The organism is Streptomyces sp. WG5, from assembly GCF_049974565.1.
GTDB lineage: Bacteria > Actinomycetota > Actinomycetes > Streptomycetales > Streptomycetaceae > Streptomyces.
The window spans coordinates 227,167-251,331 of the sequence record NZ_JBNGGC010000001.1 but is presented as its reverse complement, the minus strand read 5'-3'; the positions used below and the strand labels follow the sequence as shown (position 1 = coordinate 251,331).

Here is a 24,165-nt window from a genome sequence, read left to right as displayed (position 1 = left end):
TCTCCCCCGGAGCCCTCCATGACGACGGCCGTGGCCGCCCCGTTCCGTTTCTTCTCCCTCCAGGTCGTACGGACGAGGCGGCTCGGCCCGTCTCTGGCCCGGGTCACCTTCGCCGGCCCCGACCTGCACGCCTTCCACTCCGACGGACGGGACCAGTCCCTGTCGCTGTTCCTGCCGCACCCGGGACAGCCGGAGCCCGCCGTGCCGGTCGAGCTGGGCGACGGATGGTGGCAGGGATGGCGGGAACTGCCCGACGACGTACGCGCGGTGATGCGCTCGTACACGCTCCGGGCACTGCGCCGGGACGCCGACGGCCGCACCGCCGAGATCGACATCGACTTCGTCCTGCACGGCGTCGACCCGGACTCGCCGGTCCAGGCGGGCCCCGCCGCCCGCTGGGCCGCCGACGCCGCCCCCGGCGACCGCGTCGTCCTGCTCGGCCCGGCGGTCGCCGACAACCGGGCGATCCGCTTCCGCCCGCCCGAGGACACCGACCTGGTGGTGATCTGGGGCGATGAGACCGCCGTACCGGCCGCCTGCGCTGTCGTCGAGTCCCTGCCGCCCGGCACCCGCGCCCGGGTCTGGCTGGAGGTGCCGCACCCCGCGGACGTGCAGGACCTCCACACGGCGGCGAGGGCCGAGGTCACCTGGCTGGTCAAGGACGCCGCGGCCGGCCCGGAGGCCACCCTCGCCACCCTCCGCGCGGCCGGACTGCCGCCCGCCGCGCACCCGTACGTCTGGATCGCCGGCGAGTCCGGCCGCGTCAAGCAGCTGCGCCGGCACTTCGTCGGCGAACGCGGCATCGACCGCCGTCGCGTGACCTTCGTCGGCTACTGGCGCCAGGGCCTGACGGAGGAGCAGCTCCGCGAGCAGGGCTGACGCTCGGCGCTCCGACGGCACCCCAACTCACCCTCCGTGACGTACGGATGGGGCGAGAGTGACGGCAGTCACGTACTGGTGCACGTTTGATCGATCATAATTAGGTTAGGCTAACCTAAGTCGAAGCCCGGGCCCCGCCCTCTCCCGTCCCTCTCGGACCGTCCCCACCGGAGGACCCCCACATGCGCTCGCACCTGCTCAACGACACCACCGCGGAGCACTACCGCCGCTCCGTGACCGAAGGAGTCGAGCGGGTGGCCGCCAAACTCGCCACCACCGACCGCCCGTTCACCGGTGTCACGGTCGACGCCCTCTCCCCCCGCATCGACGAGATCGACCTCGACCAGCCGCTGCACGACACGGCCGCGGTCCTCGACGAGCTGGAGGACGTCTACCTCCGCGACGCCGTCTACTTCCACCACCCCCGCTACCTCGCCCACCTCAACTGCCCGGTCGTGATCCCGGCCGTGCTCGGCGAGGCGGTGCTCTCCGCGGTCAACTCGTCCCTGGACACCTGGGACCAGTCGGCCGGCGGCACGCTCATCGAGCGCAAGCTCATCGACTGGACCTGCGCCCGCATCGGCCTCGGCCCGGCGGCCGACGGCGTCTTCACCTCCGGCGGCACCCAGTCCAACCTCCAGGCGCTGCTGCTGGCCCGCGAGGAGGCGAAGACCGACAACTTCGCCGACCTGCGCGTCTTCGCCTCCGAGGTCAGCCACTTCAGCGTGAAGAAGTCGGCGAAACTGCTCGGCCTCGGCCCCGACGCCGTCGTGTCGATCCCCGTCGACCACGACAAGCGCATGCAGACCGTCGCCCTCGCCCGCGAGCTGGAGCGCTGCGCGGAGGACGGCCTGGTCCCCATGGCCGTCGTCGCCACCGGCGGCACCACCGACTTCGGCTCCATCGACCCGCTGCCGGAGATCGCCGGGCTGTGCGAGCAGTACGGCGTGTGGATGCACGTGGACGCGGCCTACGGCTGCGGACTGCTCGCCTCCCTGAAGTACCGGGACCGCCTGACCGGCATCGAGCGGGCCGACTCGGTCACCGTGGACTACCACAAGTCCTTCTTCCAGCCGGTGAGTTCGTCGGCCGTGCTGGTCCGGGACGTGGCCACCCTGCGCCACGCCACCTACCACGCGGAGTACCTCAACCCGCGCCGCATGGTGCAGGAACGTATCCCCAACCAGGTGGACAAGTCCCTCCAGACCACCCGCCGCTTCGACGCGCTCAAGCTCTGGATGACGCTGCGCGTGATGGGCGCCGACGGCATCGGAGAGCTCTTCGACGAGGTGTGCGACCTGGCCGCCGAGGGCTGGGAACTGCTCGCGGCCGACCCCCGCTTCGACGTGGTCGTCCAGCCGTCCCTGTCCACCCTGGTCTTCCGCTACGTACCGGCGGCCGTCACCGACCCCGCCGAGATCGACCGCGCCAACCTGTACGCCCGCAAGGCCCTGTTCGCCTCCGGCGACGCCGTGGTCGCGGGCACCAAGGTGGCCGGACGCCACTACCTGAAGTTCACCCTGCTCAACCCCGAGACGACCACGGCCGACATCGCCGCCGTCCTCGACCTGATCGCCGGCCACGCCGAGCAGTACCTGGGAGAGTCCCTTGACCGCGCTTCCTGAAGCCAGTGCCCCGTACGACTTCGTGGGGATCGGCCTCGGCCCCTTCAACCTCGGACTGGCCTGCCTGACCGAGCCCATCACCGAACTGAACGGCGTCTTCCTGGAGTCCAAGCCGGACTTCGAGTGGCACGCCGGGATGTTCCTGGACGGCGCCCACCTCCAGACCCCGTTCATGTCGGACCTGGTCACCCTCGCCGACCCGACGTCCCCGTACTCCTTCCTCAACTACCTGAAGGAGAAGGGCCGGCTGTACTCGTTCTACATCCGGGAGAACTTCTACCCGCTGCGCGTCGAGTACGACGACTACTGCCGCTGGGCCGCGAACAAGCTGAGCAGCGTCCGCTTCTCCACGACGGTCACCGAGGTGACGTACGACGAGACGGACGGGCTGTACGCCGTCGCCACCACCTCCGGCGACACCTACCGCGCCCGCCGCCTGGTCCTCGGCACCGGCACCCCGCCGCACATCCCCGACGCCTGCCGCGGCCTGGCCGGCGACTTCATCCACAACTCCCGCTACGTGCAGCACCGGGCGGAGCTGGTGAAGAAGAAGTCGATCACGCTGGTGGGCAGCGGCCAGTCCGCCGCCGAGATCTACTACGACCTGCTCGGCGAGATCGACGTCCACGGCTACCGGCTGAACTGGGTCACCCGCTCCCCCCGCTTCTTCCCCCTCGAGTACACCAAGCTCACGCTGGAGATGACCTCCCCGGAGTACGTGGACTACTACCGCGCGCTCCCGGAGGACACCCGCTACCGCCTCACGTCCGAGCAGAAGGGCCTGTTCAAGGGCATCGACGGCGACCTGATCAACGAGATCTTCGACCTGCTCTACCAGAAGAAGCTCGGCGGCCCGGTCCCCACCCGCCTGCTCACCAACTCGGCCCTGACCGGCGCCCGGTACACGGACGGCGCGTACACCCTCGGCTTCCGGCAGGAGGAGCAGGGCACGGACTTCGAGATCGAGACCGAGGGCCTCATCCTGGCCACCGGCTACAAGTACGCCGAGCCGGAGTTCCTCAAGCCCGTCCGCGACCGGCTGCGCTACGACTCCCGGGGCAACTTCGACGTGGCCCGCAACTACGCCGTCGACGTCACCGGCAACGGCGTGTTCCTGCAGAACGCGGGTGTCCACACGCACAGCATCACCAGCCCCGATCTGGGCATGGGTGCCTATCGCAACAGCTACATCGTCCGAGAGCTGCTCGGCACCGAGTACTACCCGGTCGAGAAGTCGATCGCGTTCCAGGAGTTCAGCGCATGAGCACCACCACCCCCACGGTCGCCGGCATCGGCGCCCTCACCCTCCGCCCCCTCGACCCGCTGAGGGACGCCGGCCTGCTGCACGGCTGGGTCACGCACCCGAAGTCGGCGTTCTGGATGATGCAGGACGCGAAGCTGGTGGACGTCGAGCGGGCGTACATGGAGATAGCCGCCGACGAGCACCACCACGCGTACATCGGCCTGCACGACGGCGTCCCCGCCTTCCTGATGGAGAAGTACGACCCGGCCCACCGCGAGCTGACCGGCCTGTACGAGCCGGAGCCGGGCGACGTCGGCATGCACTTCCTGGTCGCCCCCACCGACCGGCCCCTGCACGGCTTCACCCGCGCCGTGCTCACCGCCGTGATGACCGAGCTGTTCGCCGACCCGGCGACCGCCCGCGTCGTCGTCGAGCCGGACGTCGGCAACAAGGCCGTCCACGCCCTGAACGCAGCCGTCGGATTCGTGCCCGAGCGCGAGATCCAGAAGCCGGAGAAGAAGGCGTTGCTGAGCTTCTGCACCCGCGAGCAGTTCGAGAAGGCGGTGTCCGCATGAGCCTCGCCGACGCCGTCGCCCACCTGACCCCCGAGCACTGGGAGCAGGCCAACCGCCTGCTGATCCGCAAGGCGCTGGCCGAGTTCACGCACGAGCGGCTGATCACGCCGGAACCGTCCGCGGGTGACGCGTACGTCGTCCGCTCCGACGACGGCACGACCGCGTACCGCTTCACCGCCACCGTCCGCGCCCTGGACCACTGGCAGGTGGACGCCGCCTCGATCACCCGCCACCGCGACGGCACCGAGCTGCCGCTCGCGGCCCTGGACTTCTTCATCGAGCTGAAGGAGTCCCTGGGCCTGAGCGACGAGATCCTCCCCGTCTACCTGGAGGAGATCTCCTCCACCCTCTCCGGCACCTGCTACAAGCTCACCAAGCCGAAGGTCACCTCCGCCGAGCTGGCGAAGAGCGACTTCCAGGCCGTCGAGACCGGCATGACCGAGGGCCACCCCTGCTTCGTCGCCAACAACGGGCGGCTCGGCTTCGGCATCCACGAGTACCTGTCGTACGCCCCGGAGACCGCGAGCCCCGTCCGGCTGGTGTGGCTGGCCGCGCACCGCTCGCGGGCGGCGTTCACGGCCGGCGTCGGGATCGAGTACGAGTCCTTCGTGCGCGACGAGCTGGGCGAGGCGACCGTCGACCGGTTCCACGGCGTCCTGCGCGACCGCGGCCTCGACCCGGCCGACTACCTGTTCATCCCGGTCCACCCCTGGCAGTGGTGGAACAAGCTCACCGTCACCTTCGCCGCCGAGGTCGCCCGCGGGCACCTGGTCTGCCTCGGCGAGGGCGACGACGAGTACCTGGCCCAGCAGTCCATCCGCACCTTCTTCAACACCTCGCACCCCGAGAAGCACTACGTGAAGACGGCGCTGTCCGTCCTCAACATGGGCTTCATGCGCGGCCTGTCGGCGGCGTACATGGAGGCGACCCCGGCCATCAACGACTGGCTCGCCCAGCTCATCGAGAGCGACCCGGTGCTGAAGTCGACGGGCCTGACGATCATCCGGGAGCGGGCGGCCGTCGGCTACCGGCACCTGGAGTACGAGCAGGCCACCGACCGCTACTCGCCGTACCGCAAGATGCTGGCGGCGCTGTGGCGGGAGAGCCCCGTCCCGTCCCTCCAGGACGGCGAGACCCTGGCCACCATGGCCTCCCTCGTCCACGTCGACCACGAGGGCGCCTCCTTCGCGGGCGCGCTGATCGAGCGGTCGGGGCTGGCGCCCACCGAGTGGCTGCGGCACTACCTGCGGGCGTACTTCGTCCCGCTGCTGCACAGCTTCTACGCCTACGACCTGGTCTACATGCCGCACGGCGAGAACGTGATCCTGGTCCTGAAGGACGGGGTGGTGCAGCGGGCGGTCTACAAGGACATCGCCGAGGAGATCGCGGTGATGGACCCGGACGCGGTGCTGCCGCCGGAGGTCTCCCGCATCGCGGTGGACGTGCCCGAGGACAAGAAGCTCCTGTCGATCTTCACGGACGTCTTCGACTGCTTCTTCCGCTTCCTCGCCGCGCATCTCGCCGACGAGGGGATCGTGGAGGAGGACGCCTTCTGGCGGACCGTCGCGGAGGTCACCCGCGCGTACCAGGAGTCGGTGCCGGAGCTGGCCGAGAAGTTCGACCGGTACGACATGTTCGCGCCCGAGTTCGCGCTGTCCTGCCTCAACCGGCTCCAGCTGCGCGACAACAAGCAGATGGTGGACCTCGCCGACCCCTCCGGCGCGCTCCAGCTCATCGGCAACCTGAAGAACCCCATCGCGGGCCTGTAGGCCACGGCCCCGCACAGACGGACGGGCACCCCGGAGACGGTCCTCCGGGGTGCCCGTCGGGCGTCGGTGGAACAATCCCCGCATGGCGGAAATCATCCAGAAGGACGGAACGTGGGTCTTCGACGGCGACACCCTGCGGCTGACCCCCGGACGGGACAAGAACGTCAGCCTGCTCCGCAGGGAACTGGGTGAACTGCTCGTCCCCCTCGCGGCGTTGGCGGGCATATCGTTCGAGCAGGGCAAGAGGTCGGGGCGGCTGCGGCTGCGGCTGCGGGACGGCGCCGATCCGCTGCTGCACGCGACCGGCGGCCGGCTGGCCGAGCCGCACGACCCGTACCAGCTGACCGTGGAGTCCGACCGGTACGGCGTCGCCGAGTACGTCGTGGACGAGGTGCGCAACGCCCTGCTCCTCGACCAGGTCCCCTCCGGCCCGGTCGACTCCTACCTGCTGCCGGGCCCCGCCGTCCCGCTGTCGGTGTCCGCCGGGGACGGCGTCGCGAGCTTCGACGGCGAGCGGGTGCGGCTGGAGTGGAAGTGGCAGGCGGAGGAGGCCAAGTCGGCCGCCGGCCCGCGCACCCTGCCCCTGGCCGACATCGTCGCGGTGGAGTGGCAGCCGACGGTCGGCCTGGAGAACGGCCACCTCCGCTTCACCGTGCGGGGCGCGCCGACCAAGGCGCCGCCCAAGTACGACCCGAACGCCGTGGAGCTGTGGGGCTTCAAGAAGGACCCGCTGATGGCCCTCATCGCCGCGGCCGTGCAGGCCCGCCTCCCGCACCCGTCCGCACCGGCCGCCCACGCGACGCCGGAGGACGCCCGGCCGGCCGCGGCGGCGCCCGCCCCGCCCCCCGCCGCCGCCGAGGACGACCACGACGCGCTGCTGCGGCGGCTGCGGGAGCTGGGCGATCTGCACCGCTCCGGGGTGCTGACGGACGAGGAGTTCAGCCTCGCCAAGCAGGCGGTACTGAAGCGCATGTAGGCACAGCCACGCGGAACCTGCCCGAAATCGGGCAGGTTTCTTGCGAAACCTGCCCCCGTGCCCCAGGATCTACCGGGTGCACGACGAACTGGTTGATCATCTGACGCGGTCCACTCCCCTGAACCGGGGCGAGGCACTGCGTGTGATCCAGGACGTGCTCGCCTACTTCGACGAGACGACCGAGGAATACGTCCGTCGCCGCCACCGCGAGCTCCAGGCCCAGGGCCTGGTGAACGCGACGATCTTCGAACGGATCGAGGCGGAGCTGAAATACCGGGCGGTGGCACCACCGGAGCTGTCGCTCCGCCAGCTGCGCCGCATCGTCTACGGCTGAGAAGCCGAAGAGGGACACGAGGTTTACGTATACATGTGCGGAATCGTCGGATACATCGGCAAGCGTGACGTCGCGCCCCTGCTCCTTGAGGGCCTCCAGCGCCTGGAGTACCGCGGCTACGACTCGGCGGGCATCGTCGTCACGTCCCCGAAGGCGGCCGGCCTGAAGATGGTCAAGGCCAAGGGCCGGGTCCGCGACCTGGAGGCCAAGGTCCCGGCACGCTTCAAGGGCACCACCGGCATCGCACACACCCGCTGGGCCACCCACGGCGCCCCGTCCGACGCGAACGCCCACCCGCACATGTCGGCCGACGACAAGGTCGCCGTCGTGCACAACGGCATCATCGACAACGCCGCCGACCTGCGCCGCAAGCTGGAGGCGGACGGTGTCGAGTTCCTCTCCGAGACCGACACCGAGGTCCTCGTCCACCTCATCGCCCGTTCCGAGGCCGCCAAGCTCGAGGACAGGGTCCGCGAGACCCTGCGGGTCATCGAGGGCACGTACGGCATCGCCGTGATGCACGCCGACTTCCCCGAGCGCATCGTCGTCGCCCGCAACGGCTCGCCGGTCGTCCTCGGCATCGGCGAGAAGGAGATGTTCGTCGCCTCGGACATCGCCGCGCTGGTCACCCACACCCGCCAGATAGTCACCCTCGACGACGGCGAGATGGCCACCCTCAAGGCCGACGACTTCCGCACCTACACCACCGAGGGCACCCGCACCACCTCCGAGCCCACCACCGTGGAGTGGGAGGCCGCCTCCTACGACATGGGCGGCCACGACACGTACATGCACAAGGAGATCCACGAGCAGGCCGAGGCCGTGGACCGCGTCCTGCGCGGCCGGATCGACGACCGCTTCTCCACCGTGCACCTCGGCGGCCTCAACCTGGACGCCCGCGACGCGCGTGCCGTGCGCCGGGTGAAGATCCTCGGCTGCGGCACCTCGTACCACGCGGGCCAGATCGGCGCCCAGATGATCGAGGAGCTGGCCCGCATCCCCGCGGACGCCGAGCCCGCCTCCGAGTTCCGCTACCGCAACGCGGTCGTCGACCCCGACACCCTGTACATCGCCGTCTCCCAGTCCGGTGAGACGTACGACGTGCTGGCCGCCGTGCAGGAGCTGAAGCGCAAGGGCGGCCGTGTCCTCGGCATCGTCAACGTGGTCGGCTCGGCGATCGCCCGCGAGGCCGACGGCGGCATGTACGTGCACGCCGGCCCCGAGGTCTGCGTCGTCTCCACCAAGTGCTTCACCAACACCTGCGTCGCCTTCGCGCTGCTCGCCCTGCACCTGGGCCGCACCCGCGACCTCTCGGTCCGCGACGGCAAGCGGATCATCGAGGGACTGCGCAAGCTGCCCGCGCAGATCGCCGAGATGCTGGAGCAGGAGGAGGACGTCAAGAAGCTGGCCGCGCAGTACGCCGACGCCCGCTCGATGCTCTTCATCGGCCGTGTCCGCGGCTACCCCGTCGCCCGCGAGGCCTCCCTGAAGCTGAAGGAGGTCTCCTACATCCACGCCGAGGCCTACCCGGCCTCCGAGCTCAAGCACGGGCCGCTCGCCCTGATCGAGCCGGCCCTGCCGACGGTCGCGATCGTGCCGGACGACGACCTGCTGGAGAAGAACCGTGCGGCCATGGAGGAGATCAAGGCCCGCAGCGGCCAGATCCTCGCCGTCGCCCACCAGGAGCAGGAGAAGGCCGACCACACCATCGTCGTCCCGAAGAACGAGGACGAGCTGGACCCCATCCTCATGGGCATCCCCCTCCAACTCCTCGCCTACCACACGGCCCTGGCCCTGGGCCGCGACATCGACAAGCCGCGCAACCTCGCCAAGTCGGTGACCGTGGAGTAGGACTCCTCAGCAGAATCCCGGCAGGGCTTCGGAACCCCGGCAGGGCTTCAGAAGGACGGGACGGCAGGGCTTCGGCGTCCGGAGCGGCCCCCCGTGTGCCACCGGCACGCGGGGGGCCGTCCGGCGTGTCAGGGGATGACCACCACGGGCCGCTTCGCCCGCTTGGCGAGCCGGCCGGCGACGGAGCCGAAGAGGCGGCCCACCAGGCCGTGGCTGGAGCCGACGACGATGGCGTCCGCCTCGTACTCCCGGCCCACCTCCTCGAGTTCGTGGCAGATGTCGCCGCCGCGCTCGACCAGGATCCAGGGCACTTCGGCGAGATAGTCCGCACACGCCAGCTCCAGACCCAGCACCTCGGTGCGGTGGTCCGGTACGTCGACGAAGACGGGGGGTTCGCAGCCGGCCCACACGGTGGTGGGCAGCCGGTTGGCGACGTGCACGATGACCAGGCCCGAGCCGAGCCGGCGTGCCATGCCGATGGCGTACGCGAGGGCACGCTCACTGGAGGTGGAGCCGTCGAAGCCGACGACGACACCGTGCTTGAAGGCTGGGTCGCACGACTGGCGTGGCTCTTCGGCCGCCAGGGGCTCGGCCGCCGTAGGTTCGGCGACGGGCCGCTTGCGGTCCGCGGGTTCGAAGAATTCGTGACCGGCCATGGCTGTCTCGGCGTTTTTATCCTCTGTGGGGGACAACAGTGTGCGGCGAAGCTGTGTGTCCGGGAATCATCTTCCCAAGCCCATACCCCCAAGGGTACGGCGCCACGCCTCCTTCGCCCAGATCCCGCACGGAGTCCGCCACGGGTTCCCCGGAGCATGCCCGAGGGGGCGCCCGTAACGCAATGGTTGCTGCGCTGTACAGGCGGTTTGCACGGGGTTCACCTGTCCGTGACCGTCGTGACCGACGCGTCGCACGGGCGTTGATCCCCATGCCGTCAGCCCCAGGGAGCACGCATGTCCGGACCGCACCACCCCGCCGATCCGCAGTCCGGCGCCCCCGACACGTCCGCCACCCCCGACGGCCCGGAACCGGCCGCGCCCCTGCGGGACGGCGTCACCGACCTCGTCCGCTGGGCGGCCTTCAGCTGCTTCCTCGTCCCGGTCGTGCTCCTCTGGTACGGCACCTCCTTCGCCGGCGCCGCCGGCACGGCCCTCGGCCTGGCCGCCGTCACGGGCGCCTGCCGCCTGCTGCTGCGCCGGTCCGAGCGCGTCGCGGCCCGGCCGCCCGGCGGCGATTCCGCGGGCCGGGCCGGCCGCCGGCACCGGGCCGGACGGCCGGTGCGCAGGGGCGGGCGGCACGCCGGGCACAAGACACCGGTCGACTGACCGGTTTCCGCGCACACGTCCGCTTCTTTTCAGCCAACTTCCATGGGTGGGGCGTTCCGGTCCCCCACCACCCCCCATATCCCGTTCCACCTGCACGGAAAGGGTCTCCAGGCCCATGCGCACCCTACGGGGATTGGCCACTGACACAAGGCGCACTTCCCTGTGGCGCCCCGGAGTGCAACGCTTCGTGATCGACAGCTTCACGCCAAGTTGCCATGTCGACAATGTCCCAAGTGCCGAACCGGCCACCTCGGCGCGACGGGACACAGTAGATTCGATCTTGACTGTCTACGGCGGGGGACTCGTGCAGGACCGAGGGGAAACGTGTTGGAGCGACAGACCCGAAAGGACCAGGGCGCCGCGACCACCGAGGGGGGCTTAGCGGTGATGAGCCACGACTCCACTGCCGCGCCGGAAACCGCGGCCCGGAAGCTCACCGGGCGACGCCGCAAGGAGATCGTCGCGGTGCTGCTGTTCAGCGGCGGCCCCATCTTCGAGAGTTCCATACCGCTGTCGGTGTTCGGGATCGACCGCCAGGACGCCGGCGTGCCGCGCTACCGACTGCTGGTGTGCGCCGGTGAGGAAGGCCCGCTGCGGACCACAGGGGGCCTGGAACTCACCGCACCACAGGGTCTGGAGGCGATCTCGCGGGCCGGCACCGTCGTGGTGCCCGCCTGGCGGTCGATCACCTCTCCGCCGCCGGCGGAGGCGCTCGACGCCCTGCGCAGAGCGCACGAGGAGGGTGCCCGCATAGTCGGGCTGTGCACCGGCGCCTTCGTGCTCGCCGCGGCCGGCCTGCTGGACGGCCGCCCCGCCACCACCCACTGGATGTACGCGCCGACGCTGGCCAAGCGCTATCCGTCGGTGCACGTCGATCCGCGCGAGCTCTTCGTGGACGACGGGGACGTGCTGACGTCGGCGGGCACGGCGGCCGGCATCGACCTGTGCCTGCACATCGTGCGCACGGACCACGGCAACGAGGCGGCCGGCGCGCTGGCCCGCCGGCTGGTGGTCCCGCCGCGCCGCTCGGGCGGCCAGGAGCGCTACCTCGACAGGTCTTTACCGGAGGAGATCGGCGCCGACCCGCTCGCCGAGGTCGTCGCCTGGGCGCTGGAACACCTCCACGAGCAGTTCGACGTGGAGACGCTGGCGGCCCGCGCCTACATGAGCCGCCGCACCTTCGACCGCCGCTTCCGCTCCCTGACCGGCAGCGCGCCGCTGCAGTGGCTGATCACCCAGCGGGTGCTCCAGGCGCAGCGCCTGCTGGAGACGTCCGACTACTCGGTGGACGAGGTCGCGGGCCGCTGCGGCTTCCGCTCGCCGGTGGCCCTGCGCGGCCACTTCCGCCGCCAGCTCGGTTCGTCCCCGGCCGCCTACCGGGCCGCCTACCGGGCCCGCCGCCCGCAGGGCGAGAGACCGGTGGACCCGGAGGCCGGCACCGCGGGAGCCCCCCGGCCCCCGGCCCCGCCCGAACCGGCCGCCCTGCCCCCCGGGAGCGCCGTCCCGTTCCAGACCCGCCGCACGGCGACACCGATGCCGACGGCGGCGAGCCTGCCGGGCCAGCGCAGCGCGCCGTGACCCCGTGAACGCCGGACGGGTACAGCGGCCCGTCCGGCGTTCGCCGTCAGGCGTCGGTGTCCCGGTTCCGGTGGCCGGCGTTCACCGTCCCCGGCATCAGGCATCGCGTCCGGCGGGCGCGGACGAGGCCGTCCGGGCCGGTGGCCGGGGCCGGAGGCGGCGGCCCCGGGCGACGCCCGCGCTGACGCCGGGTGACCCCGCGCATACGCTCACGCACAGGCCGGCCCAGTCCCGGGACGGGCACCGTAGGGTGTCCGCATGAACGATCGCATGGTGTGGATCGACTGCGAGATGACCGGCCTCTCGCTGTCCGACGACGCGCTCATCGAGGTTGCCGCCCTCGTCACCGACTCCGAGCTGAACATCCTCGGCGAGGGGATCGACATCGTCATCCGCCCGCCGGATCGGGCCCTGGAGACGATGCCGGAGGTGGTGCGTCAGATGCACACCGCGTCCGGCCTGCTCGCGGAGCTCGACGGCGGGACGACGCTGGCGGACGCCGAGGCGCAGGTCCTGGCGTATGTGAGGGAGCACGTGAAGGAGCCGGGCAAGGCCCCGCTGTGCGGCAACTCGGTCGGCACCGACCGCGGCTTCCTGCTGAGGGACATGGCGGCGCTGGAGAACTACCTCCACTACCGGATCGTCGACGTCTCCTCGATCAAGGAGCTGGCCCGCCGCTGGTACCCGCGGGCGTACTTCAACAGCCCCGAGAAGACCGGCAACCACCGCGCGCTCGCCGACATCCGCGAATCCATCGCCGAACTGCGCTACTACCGGGAAGCGGTCTTCGTCCCGCAGCCGGGCCCCGACAGCGACACCGCGAAGGCGATCGCCGCGAAGCACATCGTGTCCGCCGAGTAGGTGCCGGACGGCCGGAGAGCGGTGTCCCGAAAGCCTGGCGCGAGCACCCCTTCGGACCCTGTACACTTTTTCTCAGCCGGTCGGGGAACCCCGCCACGCGGGATTCGACTACCGGCCTTGGTGGGTGTAGCTCAGCTGGTAGAGCACCTGGTTGTGGTCCAGGATGCCGCGGGTTCAAGTCCCGTCACTCACCCTGAGTAATCAGCCGGTGGCCTTCTGGAGAAGGCCACCGGCTGATTCGCGTTTCCGGAGCGGATCGTACCGGCGGATCGTACCGGCGGAGCGAATCGGACCGGCGGGCCGGCGAAACGGTCGTATCGGCGGACCGGCGGACCGGCGGACGATCGAACAGTCGGGCGGTACGGCGGTCCGGCCACCGCACGGAGGATCACGCGCGGCCCCGCCGACGCGGCCTCACGACGACCTGCGCTCCACCAGCTCCGTCGCCAGCACCACCTGATGCCGCTCCAGCCCCCGCGAGACCGCCGGACGACGATCCGCGATCTCGGTCAGCAGCAGGTCTATCATCGCGCGGCCCATCTCCTCGATGGGCTGCCGCACACTGGTCAGCGGCGGCTCCATGTGGCGGGCGATGACCGAGTCGTCGTAGCCGACCAGCGCCACGTCGTCCGGAATGCGCCGGCCCACCTCCCGCAGGGCCTGACGGGCACCGGCCGCGGTGACGTCCGAGGCGGCGAAGACCGCGTCCACCTCGGGGCGACGGCGCAGCAGCTCCAGCATGGCGCGGCGCCCGCCCTCCTCGGAGAAGTCCCCCGCCTCGATCAGCTGCTCGTCCGCGGGATGGCCCGCGTCGCGCAGGGCCTCGCGGTAGCCGTCGACACGCCGCTGGGCACCGTAGACGTCGAGGCGGCCGGTGATGTGCGCGATGTGCCGCCGTCCGCGCGACAGCAGGTGCTCGACGGCCGAGCGGGCACCGCCGAAGTTGTCCGAGTCCACCGACGCCAGGGACTCCGCGGCCGAACGCGGGCCACTGATCACCGCGGGGATCTCCAGCTGGGACAGCAGGTCGGGCAGCGGGTCGTCGGCGTGCACCGAGACCAGCAGGACACCGTCCACGCGGTGCGCGGCCAGGTACTGGGCGAGTCGCTGCCGCTCCCGGTCGCTGCCCGCGAAGATCAGCAGCAACTGCATCTCGGTGTCGGACAGTTCCGAGCCGACACCCTTCAGCATGTCCGAGAAGTACGGTTCCGCGAAGAACCGGGTCTCCGGCTCGGGCACCACCAGCGCGATCGCGTCCGTGCGGTTGGCGGCCAGCGCGCGGGCCGCCGTGTTCGGTACGTAACCGAGTTCCGCGACCGCCGCCTCGACCGCCGCCCGGGTCGCGTCGCTGACCCGGGGAGAGCCGTTGATCACCCGGGAGACCGTGCCGCGGCCGACGCCCGCCCGTGCCGCCACCTCTTCGAGGGTGGGCCGGCCACCGCTCCGCCCACGCGCTCCGTGGCCTGCCATCGGCTCCGCCTCCCGTCGACACCCCGCACTATGCGGCTGGCCTGGAATTTAACAGGCCGGTCAGGTGTAATGACCGGCTCCGGGCCGCCGCCCGCCGCCCGGAGGTGTCTCCGCGCCGCCCGACACGTCCAGTTAACAGGCCGATAACTGAACGCGTTTCGCCGCGTCCGCTCCCTTGACACCCTCGCCCGGACCGACGACTCTTCAACACATCACTTGTGGGAGCGCTCCCACACTACCTGGCACATACACATCCCGCACGTTCCCCGCCCGAGCCGCAGCGACGAACGAACGACATGAAGCAGCGGGCCCAACCATGTAGTTGGCCGGGGGGTCGGCACGTCAGGGCAACAGGAGGACGCAATGCGAGCAGCACGTACACGATCCGCCCGCAAGGCGGTGGTCATCGCGGCCATCGCGTCGCTGGGCGCCGGGCTGCTGGCCGGCTGCGCCGACGACGGCAACGACGAGGACAGCTCGTCGTCGGGCGACAGCAGCGGCAAGACCACCATCACCCTCGGCCTGTTCGGCACCATGGGCTTCAAGGAGGCCGGGCTCTACGAGGAGTACGAGAAGCTCAACCCGGACATCAACATCGAGGAGACCGTCACCGAGCGGAACGAGAACTACTACCCCGCTCTGGTCAACCACCTCACCACCGAGAGCGGCCTGCAGGACATCCAGGCCATCGAGGTCGGCAACATCAACGAGGTCGTCGAGACCCAGGCCGACAAGTTCGTGGACATGTCCAAGGTCCAGGGCGTGCAGGCGAGCAGCTGGCTGGACTGGAAGTGGAAGCAGGGCACCACCAAGGACGGCAAGGCGGTCGGTCTCGGCACCGACGTCGGCCCGATGGCGATCTGCTACCGCAAGGACCTCTTCGAGAAGGCGGGCCTGCCGACCGACCGCGAGGAGGTCGGCGCGCTGTGGGCCGGCGACTGGAACAAGTTCGTCGAGGCCGGCGAGAAGTACAAGCAGGGCGCCGGCAAGGACACCTACTTCATGGACTCGCCCGGCGGTCTGATCAACGCCATCCTCAGCAGTGAGGAGGAGAAGTTCTACGACTCCTCCGGCAAGGTCATCTACAAGACCAACCCCGCCGTCAAGAAGGCCTTCGACCTGACCGCGGAGGCCGCCGAGAAGGGCCTGGTCCAGGCGCAGACCCAGTTCCAGCCGGCCTGGGAACAGACCATCTCCAACAACCTGTTCGCCACCGTCGCCTGCCCGCCGTGGATGCTCGGCACCATCAAGGCCAAGTCCCAGCCCGAGGCGGCCGGCAAGTGGGACGTGGCCGCGGCGCCGAAGGCCGGCAACTGGGGCGGCTCCTTCCTGGGTGTGCCCAAGAGCGGCAAGAACGTGAAGGAGTCGGAGAAGCTCGTGGCCTGGCTGACCGCACCGGAGCAGCAGGCCAAGCTGTTCGCCGTGCAGGGCAGCTTCCCGAGCGCGCCGGCCGCGTACAAGCTGCCGCAGGTGACCGACGCCAAGAACGAGATGACCGGTGACACGCCGCTCGGTGACATCTTCGCCAAGGCCGCCGACGCCATCCCGGCCCAGGTGATCGGCCCGAAGGACCAGATCATCCAGCAGGGCCTGACCGACAACGGCGTCATCCTCGTCACCCAGGGCAAGTCGCCCAAGGATGCCTGGGAGAACGCCACCAAGACCATCGACAACAACCTGGAGAAGTGACCGGAATGACCACCCGGCACGACACCGCCGCGCCCCCCTCGAAGGGGGGCGCGGCCCCGGGCCGACCGCCCGGTGACGCGGTCTCCCCCGAGGCGGCGAAGAAACGGGCCCGGCTCTCCCGCCGCTGGCAGCGGGACATGCGCTGGAGCCCGTACGCGTTCGTCTCCCCGTTCTTCCTGCTCTTCGCCGCGTTCGGCCTGTTCCCGCTGCTCTACACCGGCTGGGCCTCGCTGCACTCGGTGCAACTGACGGCGCCCACCGACATGGAGTGGGTGGGCCTGAAGAACTTCACCAGGCTCTTCGACGACGACTTCTTCTGGAACGCCGCGAAGAACACGCTGACCATCGGCATCATCTCCACGGTGCCGCAGCTCCTGATGGCGATGGGCCTGGCGCACATCCTCAACTACAAGCTGCGCGGCTCCACCTTCTACCGCGTCGTGATGCTGGCGCCGTACGCCACCTCGATCGCCGCCGCCTCGCTGGTCTTCATCCTGCTCTTCGGCCGCGACTACGGGATGATCAACTGGGCGCTCGACTCGGTCGGTCTGGGCAAGATCGACTGGCAGAACGACAAGTGGGCCTCCCAGATCGCCGTCTCCACGATCGTCGTCTGGCGCTGGACCGGCTACAACGCGCTGATCTACCTGGCGGCGATGCAGGCGATCCCGCAGGAGCTGTACGAGTCCGCGGCGCTGGACGGTGCCAGCCGTTGGCGGCAGTTCATCCACGTCACGCTGCCCCAGCTGCGTCCGACGATCCTCTTCACGGTCATCGTGTCGACCATCGGCGCCTCGCAGCTGTTCGGTGAGCCGCTGCTGTTCGACGCCAACCGGGGCGCGTCGGGCGGCTCCCAGCACCAGTTCCAGACGCTCGGCCTGTACATGTACGAGCAGGGCTGGATCAACCAGCACCTGGGCCGCGCCTCCGCGATCGCCTGGACGATGTTCCTGATCCTCATCGTGATCGGGCTCGTCAACTACGTCATCTCGCGCCGGCTGCGCGCCAGTAGTTAAGGAGAACCGGCCGTGACGACGACCCTGACGAAACCCCCGGCCGAGCCGGCATCCGAGCCGCCCAGGCGGCGCCTGCGGTCCAAGGCGTCCCGGGCCGGCGGGCAGCACCACGCCGGACCGATCGCGTACATCATCCTCGCCGTGTTCACCATCGGATCGCTGTTCCCGCTGGTGTGGACGGCGATCGCCGCCTCCCGCGACAACCAGCGCCTGGCCCAGACGCCACCGCCGTTCTGGTTCGGCGCCAACCTCTTCGACAAACTGGAGATCGCCTGGAAGGACGCCAACCTGGGCGAGGCGATCCTCAACACCACCATCGTGGCGGGCATCTCGTCGATCACCGTCGTCCTGCTGTCGACGGTCGCCGGTTTCGCCTTCGCCAAGCTGAAGTTCAAGGGCCGCAACGCCCTGATGCTGATCGTGGTCGGCACGATGACGGTGCCGCCGCAGCTCAGCGTCATCCCGCTGTACATGATGGTCGCCGAGCTCGACTGGACCGACCAGCTCCAGGCGGTGATCTTCCCGTCGCTGGTCAGCGCGTTCGGCGTGTTCTTCATGCGGCAGTACCTGCTCCAGGCGCTGCCGGACGAGATCATCGAGGCCGCCCGCGTGGACGGCGCCAGCAGCTGGCGGGTGATCTGGCACGTGGTGTTCCCGACGGCGCGGCCCGCGATGGCCGTGCTGGGCATGCTGATGTTCGTGCAGGTGTGGAACGACTTCCTGTGGCCGTTCCTGGTGCTGACACAGACCGGCAGCCCGACCGTGCAGGTCGCGGTGGCGGGTCTCGGCCGCGGCTTCACCCCCGACCAGGCCCTGATCATGGCCGGCGCGCTGCTCGGCACGCTGCCCCTGCTGCTGGTCTTCGCGATCTTCGGCAAGCAGATCGTGGGCGGCATCATGCAGGGCGCCGTCAAGGGCTGACGCCACGCCCGCGGGGGTCGGGTCACCGCCGCCCCGGCCCCGTCTTCCCCCCCTCGTCCTTCGTACCCGTCGGTCTTCCACGACCAGCCACGACCCGCTATGGGAGCGCTTCCATGCTTGAGTCCGCAACGCCGGTGACCCCGGTGACCTTCCCCCCTGCCTTCCTGTGGGGCGCCGCGACCTCGGCGTACCAGATCGAGGGCGCGGTGCGGGAGGACGGCCGTACCCCCTCGATCTGGGACACCTTCAGCCATACGCCGGGGAAGACGGCCGGCGGCGAGACCGGTGACATCGCTGTCGACCACTACCACCGCTACCGCGACGACGTGGCGCTGATGAAGGATCTGGGTCTCAGCGCCTACCGCTTCTCCGTCTCCTGGCCCCGGGTGCAGCCGACCGGCCGCGGCCCCGCCGTCCAGCGCGGCCTGGACTTCTACCGCCGCCTGGTGGACGAGCTGCTGGCCGCCGGGATCAAGCCGGCCGTCACGCTCTACCACTGGGACCTGCCGCAGGAGCTGGAGGACGCGGGCGGCTGGCCGGCGCGGGACACGGCGTACCGGTTCGCCGAGTACGCGCAGATCGTCGGCGAGGCGCTCGGTGACCGGGTGGAGCAGTGGATCACGCTCAACGAGCCGTGGTGCGCCGCCTTCCTGGGCTACGCCTCCGGGGTGCACGCCCCCGGCCGTACCGACCCGGCGGCCTCGCTGCGCGCCGCGCACCACCTGAACCTGGCGCACGGCCTGGGCACGGTGGCGCTGCGTTCGGTGATGCCGGCCCGCAACTCGGTGGCGATCAGCCTCAACACCTCCGTCGTCCGGCCGCTGTCGCAGCAGCCGGCGGACCTGGCGGCGGCGCGGAAGATCGACGACCTGTCCGGCGGCATCTTCCACGGGCCGATCCTGCACGGTGCCTATCCGCAGACCCTGCTGGAGGCGACGGAGTCCGTCACCGACTGGTCGCACGTCGAGGACGGCGACCTGGGCCTGATCCGCCAGCCGCTGGACGCGATCTGCCTCAACTACTACACGCCGACCGTGGTGTCGGCGGCGGACGCCGGCTCGCGCGTCCCCGGCGCCGACGGTCACGGCGCCAGCGACCACTCGCCGTGGCCCGCCGCGGACGACGTGACGTTCCACCAGCCGCCGGGCGAGCGCACGGAGATGGGCTGGAGCGTCGACCCGACCGGTCTGCACGAGCTGATCATGCGCTACAACCGTGAGGCTCCCGGACTGCCGCTGTACATCAGCGAGAACGGCGCCGCCTACGACGACAAGCCCGGCGCGGACGGCACGGTGCACGACCCCGAGCGGGTCGCCTACCTGGACGGCCACCTCAGGGCGGTCCACCGGGCCATCGCCGACGGCGCCGACGTCCGCGGCTACTACCTGTGGTCCCTGCTGGACAACTTCGAGTGGGCCTACGGCTACGAGAAGCGGTTCGGCGCGGTGTACGTCGACTACGTCACCCAGCAGCGCATTCCGAAGTCGAGCGCCCAGTGGTACGGGCGGGCGGCCCGGGCGGGCTCCCTGCCGCCGGTGGAGTCGGCCGAGTAGCCCACCGTCCCGGGGAGGCGGGGGCGCGGCGTTCCACGGGGGGTGCCGCGCCCCCGCTTGCGGGACGTCGAGTGCGACGGGTGGTCGCCTCGGGGACGACGTCGCTGACGCCGGCCCCGGCGCGACCGTGGGTGCGCTCAGCGGAGGGATCGGGTCCGGTCGGTGGCCGGTGCCGACCGGGGTTGCCGGCGACGGCGGACGGCCCCGCGGTGTCCGCGCCGTTGCGTGGCCGCCCGCCCGTTCAACTGGATCCAGATCCGCACCTCGGTGCCGCCCAGCACGGAGGAGCCGATCCTCACGTCACCGCCCGTCGACTCGGCGAGCCGGCGCACGATGTCCAGGCCGAGGCCGGTGGATCCGTGGTTGCCCGAGCCCCGGCCGCGGGCCATCGCCGCCTCGGGGTCGGCTATGCCGGGGCCCGCGTCCGAGACGAGCACGATCACCGCGTCCTCGCCGTTGTGCAGGTCGACGGCGAAGGCCGTGCCCTCGGGGGTGTGCCGGAAGACGTTGCCCAGCAGGGCGTCGAGGGAGGCGGCCAGGTCGGCGCGGGCCACGGGTATGCGCACCGGCCGGTCGGTGCCGGCCACCCGCCATGTGCGGCCCTCGTCCTCGGCGAGCGCGGACCAGAACTTCATCCGCTCCCGGACCACTTCGGCCGCGTCGCACCCGGCTCCGGGACCGGCCGCGGCCGTCTGCGGCTTGGCGTCCCGGGCGGTGCGGATGATCGTGTCGACCTCGCGTTCCAGCTGCTCGACGGCGGCCCGGGTCTGGTCGGCGGCCGGCCCGTCGCCGAGCGAGGCGGCGTTGAGCCGCAGCACGGTGAGCGGGGTACGGAGTCGGTGGGACAGGTCGGCGGCCAGTTCCCGCTCGTTGGCCAGGAGCTGGACGACCTGGTCGGCCATGGAGTTGAACGCGACCGCCGCGAGCCGCAGTTCGTTCGGCCCCTCCACGGGCACCCGTGCGCCCAGTTTCCCCTCCCCCAGTTCGTGCGCGCCCTCGACCAGGCGCCGCGCGGGCTGCACCATCCGTACGCCCAGCCGGTCGGCGACGGCGACCGAGCCGACGATCAGGGCGGCGCCGACCGCGGCGAGCACCGCCCAGGCCGTGCCGACGCCGTTGGTGACCTCGGACTCGGGGACGTACACCTCGACGACGGCGATCTCGCCGGAGCTGAGCGCGACCGGCTGGAGCAGTGTGGAACCGCCGGTGACCTCCGTGGTGGAGGCGCGCCCCATCCGGCGCACGGCGGCGATGTCCTCGTCGGTGGCGCGCTGCCGGCCGATGCCGGTGGCGCCGTTCCTCTCGCCGGAGGCCGGTATGTGCACGGCCATCCCGGCGTCCGAGCCGACGGAGGCGACGACGCGCTCCAGCTGGTCGCGGTCGGTGGTGATGGACAGCGCCGGGGCGACGGCGGCGGCCTCGCGCTCGGCGTTGCTGAGGGCCCGGTCGCGGGCCATCTCCCGGACGACCAGCCCCAGCGGCACCGCGAAGGCGACCACGACCATCGCGGTGACCGCCAGCGACACCTTGACCAGGGCCCACCTCATCGTGGCGGCTCCGCTCCGGGAGGCGCCGCCGGCCCCGTGGGCGGCCCCGTGGGCGGGTGCGTGGGCGGGTGCGTGGGCGGGTGCGTGGGCGGATGTGTGGGCGGCTCCAGTTTCACGCCGACACCGCGCAGGGTGTGCAGGTATCGCGGCCGGGCCGCGGTCTCGCCGAGTTTGCGCCGCAGCCAGGACAGGTGGACGTCGATGGTCTGGTCGTCGCCGTAGGACTGCTGCCAGACCTCGGCCAGCAGTTCCTTGCGGGGGACGACGACTCCCGGCCGGCCCGCCAGGAAGGCGAGCAGGTCGAACTCGCGGCGGGTCAGGTCGAGCCGGGTGCCGTCCAGTTCCGCCTGGCGGCGCAGCGGGTCGACGGTGAGGCCGCCGACCCGGATGACGGCCGGGGGTGCCGTCCGAGCGGCGCCGGTCCGGGCGCGGCGCAGTACGGCCGCCATCCGGGCCGACAGGTGCTCGACGGAGAACGGCTTGGTGAGGTAGTCGTCCGCGCCCGCGTTCAACAGCCGTACGACCTCCGCCTCGTCGTCCCGGGCGGTGGCGACGATCACCGGCACGTCGGTGATGCCGCGCAGCATCTTCAGCGCCTCGGAGCCGTCCAGGTCGGGCAGTCCGAGGTCGAGGATCACCACGTCGAAACGGAAGTGGGCGACCTCGCGCAGCGCCTCCAGCGCCGTCCCGACGCTGCGCACGGTGTGCGAGGCGTCGGTCAGCTGCCGGATGAGCGCCGACCGTACGAACTGGTCGTCCTCGACCACGAGCACACTTGCCATGGGCGGCACCGTACGCCATGCGGGCGAGCCCGGTGCGGGCCCTGTGGACAACTCCGGTGCGTTCCCGTTCCGGTCGGGTTCGGGCGACAGGCGCGTGACGCGTGCGGCAGTATGGCCGCGATGCGCAGAGGACTCGTACACGTGCTCGCCTGGCTGCTCGCCACCGGCGCGGCGGTCACGCTGTCGTGGTGGGGTGTCCACACGGTGTTGGCGGGCACGGCCTACGACCGTCCCCGCGCCCTGCCCATCACGGCGGCCGACGCGTCCGTGCGCGACTCGCGGGAACCGGACGCCGCGGGGGGCGCCGACGGCTCGGGGTCGTCGGCCTCCTCCACCAGGAGGCCGTCCCCGTCGGGCAGTCCGTCGCCGGCGCCGAGCACTCCGCCCCGCGAGCCGAGTCCCGCGCCGTCGCGGACGGCGACGGCCACGGCTCCCGCCGCCCCCGGTCCGGCCCCCACGGCTTCCGGCCGGGTCAGGAGTTACGACACCGACGGCGGCCGCGCGGTGTTCGACCTCGGTACCTCGTCCGCGTCCCTGGTGTCGGCCACGCCGGGAGCGGGCTGGTCGATGCAGGTGTGGAAGACGGAGTGGTGGATCCGGGTGGAGTTCACCTCGGGCGGGGACCGGGTGTCGGTGTTCTGCACCTGGCACGACGGGCCGCCGCGGGTGGAGATCGGAAGCTACTGAGTCACCGGGCCCGGCGGACCCGGCCGGCCCGGTCGGCTCAGTGACCTGTCGGGATCACCGGATCACCGGATCACCGGAAGACGGAGGCCGGAGGTGCCGGGGAGGCCACCGCCGCCGCGTCCGTCACGGGTGCGGCGCCGCCGGTGAAGTCGGTCAGCGCGCGGCCGTGTTCCACACGCGCCGGCTGCGGGTCGGAGGCGGCACGGCGGGTGAGTTCGGCGACCGGCAGCGGGTGGTCGGAGGCGACGAGGACCGCGTTGCCGAAGCGTTTGCCGCGCAGTACGGCCGGGTCGGCGACGACGGCGAGTTCGGGGAAGCGGTCGGCGGCGGTGGCGATCTGGCCGCGCAGGTGGGCGAGCGGCGGGCCGTCGGCGAGGTTGGCGGCGAAGACACCGCCGGGCGCGAGCGCGCGCCGGACCTCGTCGAGGAACTCGGTGGACGTCAGATGGGCCGGGGTGCGGGCCCCGCTGAACACGTCCGCGATGACCAGCTGTGCCCAGCCGTCGGGAACCTTGGCCAGCCCGGCGCGGGCGTCGGTGGAGCGCACCCGGATCCTGAGGCCGGGGTCCAGGGGGAGCTCCCGGCGGACCAGTTGGACGAGGCCCGCGTCCTTCTCGACGACCTGCTGGGTGGAGCGGGGCCGGGTGGCGGCGACGTAGCGGGCGAGGGTGAAGGCGCCACCGCCGAGGTGCACGGCCTGGACGGGCCGGCCCGCCGGGGCGGCCAGGTCGATGACGTGCCCGAGGCGGCGCTGGTACTCGAAGGACAGGTACGCCGGGTCGTCGAGGTCCACGTGCGACTGCGGGGCGCCGTCGATCAGCAGCGTCCAGGCCCGCGTCCGTTCCCGGTCGGGGACCAGCTCGGCGAGCCCGCCGTCGACGTTCTCGGTGACGGTTTCGACGGCAGCGCGCCCGCGGCGGGCGTTCCTGGACTTTCCCATCGGTCCATTATCGGCGCACGGGAACGCCACCGACTGCCGTGCCGGTGTCTGGGGGTGTGGCTCAGCGGCAGCTGTCCGCGGCCTCGATCAGCCGGGCCGCCTCGCCCAGCGCGGCGCGCAGCACGGCGGGGTCGGTCGCCGGGTCGGCCTCACCGGGCGGCAGCAGCCAGTCCGAGCCGTCCACGGGGGGCTCGGGGGCCGGGTCGAGGTGCAGTCCTCGGCCGTCCGCCCCCGTGCAGGTGCTGCCGGGCACGTCCCAGGCGGCGGCCGTGCCCGGGGGCACCAGGAACCCCAGGGTGTCGCAACCGTCGTCGTGGATCACCGGGCCCACCCCCTCACCGGCACCGCGCCTGATGATGTCGACCGCTTCCAGGCCCTGCCGGGCCGGCACGGTGACCACGTCGCAGACATCACGGGGGGGATCACCGATCCGCCTGGTATCCATCCCGGCCTCCACCACGGAACTCCTCCTCCAACGAGCGGGTCGGGAGTCGGGAGCCTCCCGGCCCACAGGGTTCAACGCGTGGGAGCGTCAACGGCTACGGCA

At 71.3% G+C, this 24,165-nt stretch carries 22 protein-coding genes and 1 tRNA gene; 17 read left to right on the top strand and 6 right to left on the bottom strand.

Annotation, left to right across the window (positions count from 1 at the left end; all coding sequences use genetic code 11):
- Nucleotides 1-18 precede the first annotated feature (18 nt).
- The 8 genes from ACP4IX_RS01100 (at nucleotide 19) to glmS (ending at nucleotide 9,252) form a co-directional block, all read left to right on the top strand.
- Nucleotides 19-879 carry a siderophore-interacting protein gene (locus ACP4IX_RS01100; protein WP_426554461.1) on the top strand — a complete coding sequence of 287 codons (861 nt, stop codon included), beginning with the start codon at nucleotides 19-21 and terminating at the stop codon, nucleotides 877-879.
- A 182-nt stretch (nucleotides 880-1,061) separates the two neighbouring features.
- The gene (gene desA / locus ACP4IX_RS01095) at nucleotides 1,062-2,504 is read left to right on the top strand and encodes a lysine decarboxylase DesA (RefSeq protein WP_426516939.1); all 1,443 of its coding nucleotides are present in this window, start codon (nucleotides 1,062-1,064) and stop codon (nucleotides 2,502-2,504) included.
- Complete coding sequence (locus ACP4IX_RS01090) at nucleotides 2,488-3,768, top strand: lysine N(6)-hydroxylase/L-ornithine N(5)-oxygenase family protein (protein WP_426554460.1); 1,281 nt, start codon at nucleotides 2,488-2,490, stop codon at nucleotides 3,766-3,768. The genes desA and ACP4IX_RS01090 overlap by 17 nt, the downstream gene beginning before the upstream one ends.
- A complete protein-coding gene (locus tag ACP4IX_RS01085) occupies nucleotides 3,765-4,322 on the top strand; it encodes a GNAT family N-acetyltransferase (RefSeq protein WP_426516935.1) in 558 nt (185 codons plus the stop codon). The genes ACP4IX_RS01090 and ACP4IX_RS01085 overlap by 4 nt, the downstream gene beginning before the upstream one ends.
- Entirely contained in the window at nucleotides 4,319-6,091 is a 1,773-nt protein-coding gene (locus ACP4IX_RS01080; RefSeq protein ID WP_426554459.1) for an IucA/IucC family protein, read from the top strand. The genes ACP4IX_RS01085 and ACP4IX_RS01080 overlap by 4 nt, the downstream gene beginning before the upstream one ends.
- 82 nt (nucleotides 6,092-6,173) lie before the next feature.
- Nucleotides 6,174-7,067, top strand: coding sequence for a DUF4429 domain-containing protein (locus ACP4IX_RS01075; protein ID WP_426516931.1), 894 nt, complete (start codon nucleotides 6,174-6,176; stop codon nucleotides 7,065-7,067).
- Between the two features lie 76 nt (nucleotides 7,068-7,143).
- Nucleotides 7,144-7,401, top strand: a complete 258-nt coding sequence (locus ACP4IX_RS01070; RefSeq protein ID WP_311575464.1) for a hypothetical protein — start codon at nucleotides 7,144-7,146, stop codon at nucleotides 7,399-7,401.
- A 33-nt stretch (nucleotides 7,402-7,434) separates the two neighbouring features.
- Complete coding sequence (gene glmS, locus ACP4IX_RS01065; protein WP_426516929.1) at nucleotides 7,435-9,252, top strand: glutamine--fructose-6-phosphate transaminase (isomerizing); 1,818 nt, start codon at nucleotides 7,435-7,437, stop codon at nucleotides 9,250-9,252.
- Between the two features lie 128 nt (nucleotides 9,253-9,380).
- Here glmS and ACP4IX_RS01060 read toward each other — a convergent pair whose 3' ends face one another.
- Nucleotides 9,381-9,908 carry a universal stress protein gene (locus ACP4IX_RS01060; RefSeq protein ID WP_055417064.1) on the bottom strand — a complete coding sequence of 176 codons (528 nt, stop codon included), beginning with the start codon at nucleotides 9,906-9,908 and terminating at the stop codon, nucleotides 9,381-9,383.
- Between the two features lie 294 nt (nucleotides 9,909-10,202).
- Between ACP4IX_RS01060 and ACP4IX_RS01055 the strand changes: the two genes are divergently transcribed.
- The 4 genes from ACP4IX_RS01055 to ACP4IX_RS01040 all read left to right on the top strand — a co-directional run bounded on the left by ACP4IX_RS01055 (nucleotide 10,203) and on the right by ACP4IX_RS01040 (nucleotide 13,206).
- On the top strand, nucleotides 10,203-10,574 hold the full coding sequence (locus ACP4IX_RS01055; protein WP_426516926.1) for a hypothetical protein: 372 nt from the start codon (nucleotides 10,203-10,205) through the stop codon (nucleotides 10,572-10,574).
- A gap of 387 nt (nucleotides 10,575-10,961) precedes the next feature.
- Nucleotides 10,962-12,152, top strand: a complete 1,191-nt coding sequence (locus ACP4IX_RS01050) for a helix-turn-helix domain-containing protein (RefSeq protein WP_426516924.1) — start codon at nucleotides 10,962-10,964, stop codon at nucleotides 12,150-12,152.
- Nucleotides 12,153-12,410: 258 nt separating this feature from the next.
- A complete protein-coding gene (gene orn / locus ACP4IX_RS01045) occupies nucleotides 12,411-13,013 on the top strand; it encodes an oligoribonuclease (RefSeq protein ID WP_426516922.1) in 603 nt (200 codons plus the stop codon).
- Between the two features lie 120 nt (nucleotides 13,014-13,133).
- Nucleotides 13,134-13,206 (top strand) — tRNA-His (locus ACP4IX_RS01040).
- Nucleotides 13,207-13,427: 221 nt separating this feature from the next.
- Here the strand turns inward: ACP4IX_RS01040 and ACP4IX_RS01035 are convergent.
- Nucleotides 13,428-14,483: a LacI family DNA-binding transcriptional regulator gene (locus ACP4IX_RS01035; RefSeq protein ID WP_426516920.1), complete on the bottom strand. Its 1,056-nt coding sequence runs from the start codon at nucleotides 14,481-14,483 to the stop codon at nucleotides 13,428-13,430.
- 363 nt (nucleotides 14,484-14,846) lie between these two features.
- Between ACP4IX_RS01035 and ACP4IX_RS01030 the strand changes: the two genes are divergently transcribed.
- The 4 genes from ACP4IX_RS01030 (at nucleotide 14,847) to ACP4IX_RS01015 (ending at nucleotide 19,662) form a co-directional block, all read left to right on the top strand.
- Complete coding sequence (locus ACP4IX_RS01030) at nucleotides 14,847-16,172, top strand: ABC transporter substrate-binding protein (protein ID WP_426516918.1); 1,326 nt, start codon at nucleotides 14,847-14,849, stop codon at nucleotides 16,170-16,172.
- A gap of 5 nt (nucleotides 16,173-16,177) precedes the next feature.
- Complete coding sequence (locus ACP4IX_RS01025; RefSeq protein WP_426517249.1) at nucleotides 16,178-17,188, top strand: carbohydrate ABC transporter permease; 1,011 nt, start codon at nucleotides 16,178-16,180, stop codon at nucleotides 17,186-17,188.
- Nucleotides 17,189-17,200: 12 nt separating this feature from the next.
- Nucleotides 17,201-18,109: a carbohydrate ABC transporter permease gene (locus tag ACP4IX_RS01020; RefSeq protein ID WP_426516916.1), complete on the top strand. Its 909-nt coding sequence runs from the start codon at nucleotides 17,201-17,203 to the stop codon at nucleotides 18,107-18,109.
- Between the two features lie 113 nt (nucleotides 18,110-18,222).
- The gene (locus tag ACP4IX_RS01015; protein WP_426554457.1) at nucleotides 18,223-19,662 is read left to right on the top strand and encodes a GH1 family beta-glucosidase; all 1,440 of its coding nucleotides are present in this window, start codon (nucleotides 18,223-18,225) and stop codon (nucleotides 19,660-19,662) included.
- Nucleotides 19,663-19,799: 137 nt separating this feature from the next.
- Here ACP4IX_RS01015 and ACP4IX_RS01010 read toward each other — a convergent pair whose 3' ends face one another.
- A complete protein-coding gene (locus ACP4IX_RS01010) occupies nucleotides 19,800-21,209 on the bottom strand; it encodes a sensor histidine kinase (protein ID WP_426554456.1) in 1,410 nt (469 codons plus the stop codon).
- Nucleotides 21,206-21,991: a response regulator transcription factor gene (locus ACP4IX_RS01005; protein WP_426554455.1), complete on the bottom strand. Its 786-nt coding sequence runs from the start codon at nucleotides 21,989-21,991 to the stop codon at nucleotides 21,206-21,208. Before ACP4IX_RS01005 ends, ACP4IX_RS01010 begins: the two co-directional genes overlap by 4 nt.
- Before the next feature lie 120 nt (nucleotides 21,992-22,111).
- On the opposite strand from ACP4IX_RS01005, the gene ACP4IX_RS01000 reads away from it, so the two are divergent.
- A complete protein-coding gene (locus ACP4IX_RS01000) occupies nucleotides 22,112-22,678 on the top strand; it encodes a hypothetical protein (RefSeq protein ID WP_426554454.1) in 567 nt (188 codons plus the stop codon).
- 70 nt (nucleotides 22,679-22,748) lie between these two features.
- Here the strand turns inward: ACP4IX_RS01000 and ACP4IX_RS00995 are convergent, their stop codons facing one another.
- Complete coding sequence (locus ACP4IX_RS00995; RefSeq protein WP_426516906.1) at nucleotides 22,749-23,618, bottom strand: spermidine synthase; 870 nt, start codon at nucleotides 23,616-23,618, stop codon at nucleotides 22,749-22,751.
- A 61-nt stretch (nucleotides 23,619-23,679) separates the two neighbouring features.
- Nucleotides 23,680-24,063, bottom strand: a complete 384-nt coding sequence (locus ACP4IX_RS00990) for a hypothetical protein (protein WP_426554453.1) — start codon at nucleotides 24,061-24,063, stop codon at nucleotides 23,680-23,682.
- Nucleotides 24,064-24,165: the final 102 nt, after the last annotated feature.

Excerpts from the sequence above, each read along its gene's own strand:
- ACP4IX_RS01100 (WP_426554461.1), top strand. The coding sequence starts at position 19 with ATGACGACGGCCGTGGCCGCCCCGTTCCGTTTCTTCTCCCTCCAGGTC.
- desA (WP_426516939.1), top strand. The coding sequence starts at position 1,062 with ATGCGCTCGCACCTGCTCAACGACACCACCGCGGAGCACTACCGCCGC.
- ACP4IX_RS01085 (WP_426516935.1), top strand. The coding sequence starts at position 3,765 with ATGAGCACCACCACCCCCACGGTCGCCGGCATCGGCGCCCTCACCCTC.
- ACP4IX_RS01080 (WP_426554459.1), top strand. The coding sequence starts at position 4,319 with ATGAGCCTCGCCGACGCCGTCGCCCACCTGACCCCCGAGCACTGGGAG.
- ACP4IX_RS01075 (WP_426516931.1), top strand. The coding sequence starts at position 6,174 with ATGGCGGAAATCATCCAGAAGGACGGAACGTGGGTCTTCGACGGCGAC.
- glmS (WP_426516929.1), top strand. The coding sequence starts at position 7,435 with ATGTGCGGAATCGTCGGATACATCGGCAAGCGTGACGTCGCGCCCCTG.
- ACP4IX_RS01060 (WP_055417064.1), bottom strand. The coding sequence starts at position 9,908 with ATGGCCGGTCACGAATTCTTCGAACCCGCGGACCGCAAGCGGCCCGTC.
- ACP4IX_RS01055 (WP_426516926.1), top strand. The coding sequence starts at position 10,203 with ATGTCCGGACCGCACCACCCCGCCGATCCGCAGTCCGGCGCCCCCGAC.
- ACP4IX_RS01050 (WP_426516924.1), top strand. The coding sequence starts at position 10,962 with ATGAGCCACGACTCCACTGCCGCGCCGGAAACCGCGGCCCGGAAGCTC.
- orn (WP_426516922.1), top strand. The coding sequence starts at position 12,411 with ATGAACGATCGCATGGTGTGGATCGACTGCGAGATGACCGGCCTCTCG.
- ACP4IX_RS01035 (WP_426516920.1), bottom strand. The coding sequence starts at position 14,483 with ATGGCAGGCCACGGAGCGCGTGGGCGGAGCGGTGGCCGGCCCACCCTC.
- ACP4IX_RS01030 (WP_426516918.1), top strand. The coding sequence starts at position 14,847 with ATGCGAGCAGCACGTACACGATCCGCCCGCAAGGCGGTGGTCATCGCG.
- ACP4IX_RS01025 (WP_426517249.1), top strand. The coding sequence starts at position 16,178 with ATGACCACCCGGCACGACACCGCCGCGCCCCCCTCGAAGGGGGGCGCG.
- ACP4IX_RS01015 (WP_426554457.1), top strand. The coding sequence starts at position 18,223 with ATGCTTGAGTCCGCAACGCCGGTGACCCCGGTGACCTTCCCCCCTGCC.
- ACP4IX_RS01010 (WP_426554456.1), bottom strand. The coding sequence starts at position 21,209 with ATGAGGTGGGCCCTGGTCAAGGTGTCGCTGGCGGTCACCGCGATGGTC.
- ACP4IX_RS01005 (WP_426554455.1), bottom strand. The coding sequence starts at position 21,991 with ATGGCAAGTGTGCTCGTGGTCGAGGACGACCAGTTCGTACGGTCGGCG.
- ACP4IX_RS01000 (WP_426554454.1), top strand. The coding sequence starts at position 22,112 with ATGCGCAGAGGACTCGTACACGTGCTCGCCTGGCTGCTCGCCACCGGC.
- ACP4IX_RS00995 (WP_426516906.1), bottom strand. The coding sequence starts at position 23,618 with ATGGGAAAGTCCAGGAACGCCCGCCGCGGGCGCGCTGCCGTCGAAACC.
- ACP4IX_RS00990 (WP_426554453.1), bottom strand. The coding sequence starts at position 24,063 with ATGGATACCAGGCGGATCGGTGATCCCCCCCGTGATGTCTGCGACGTG.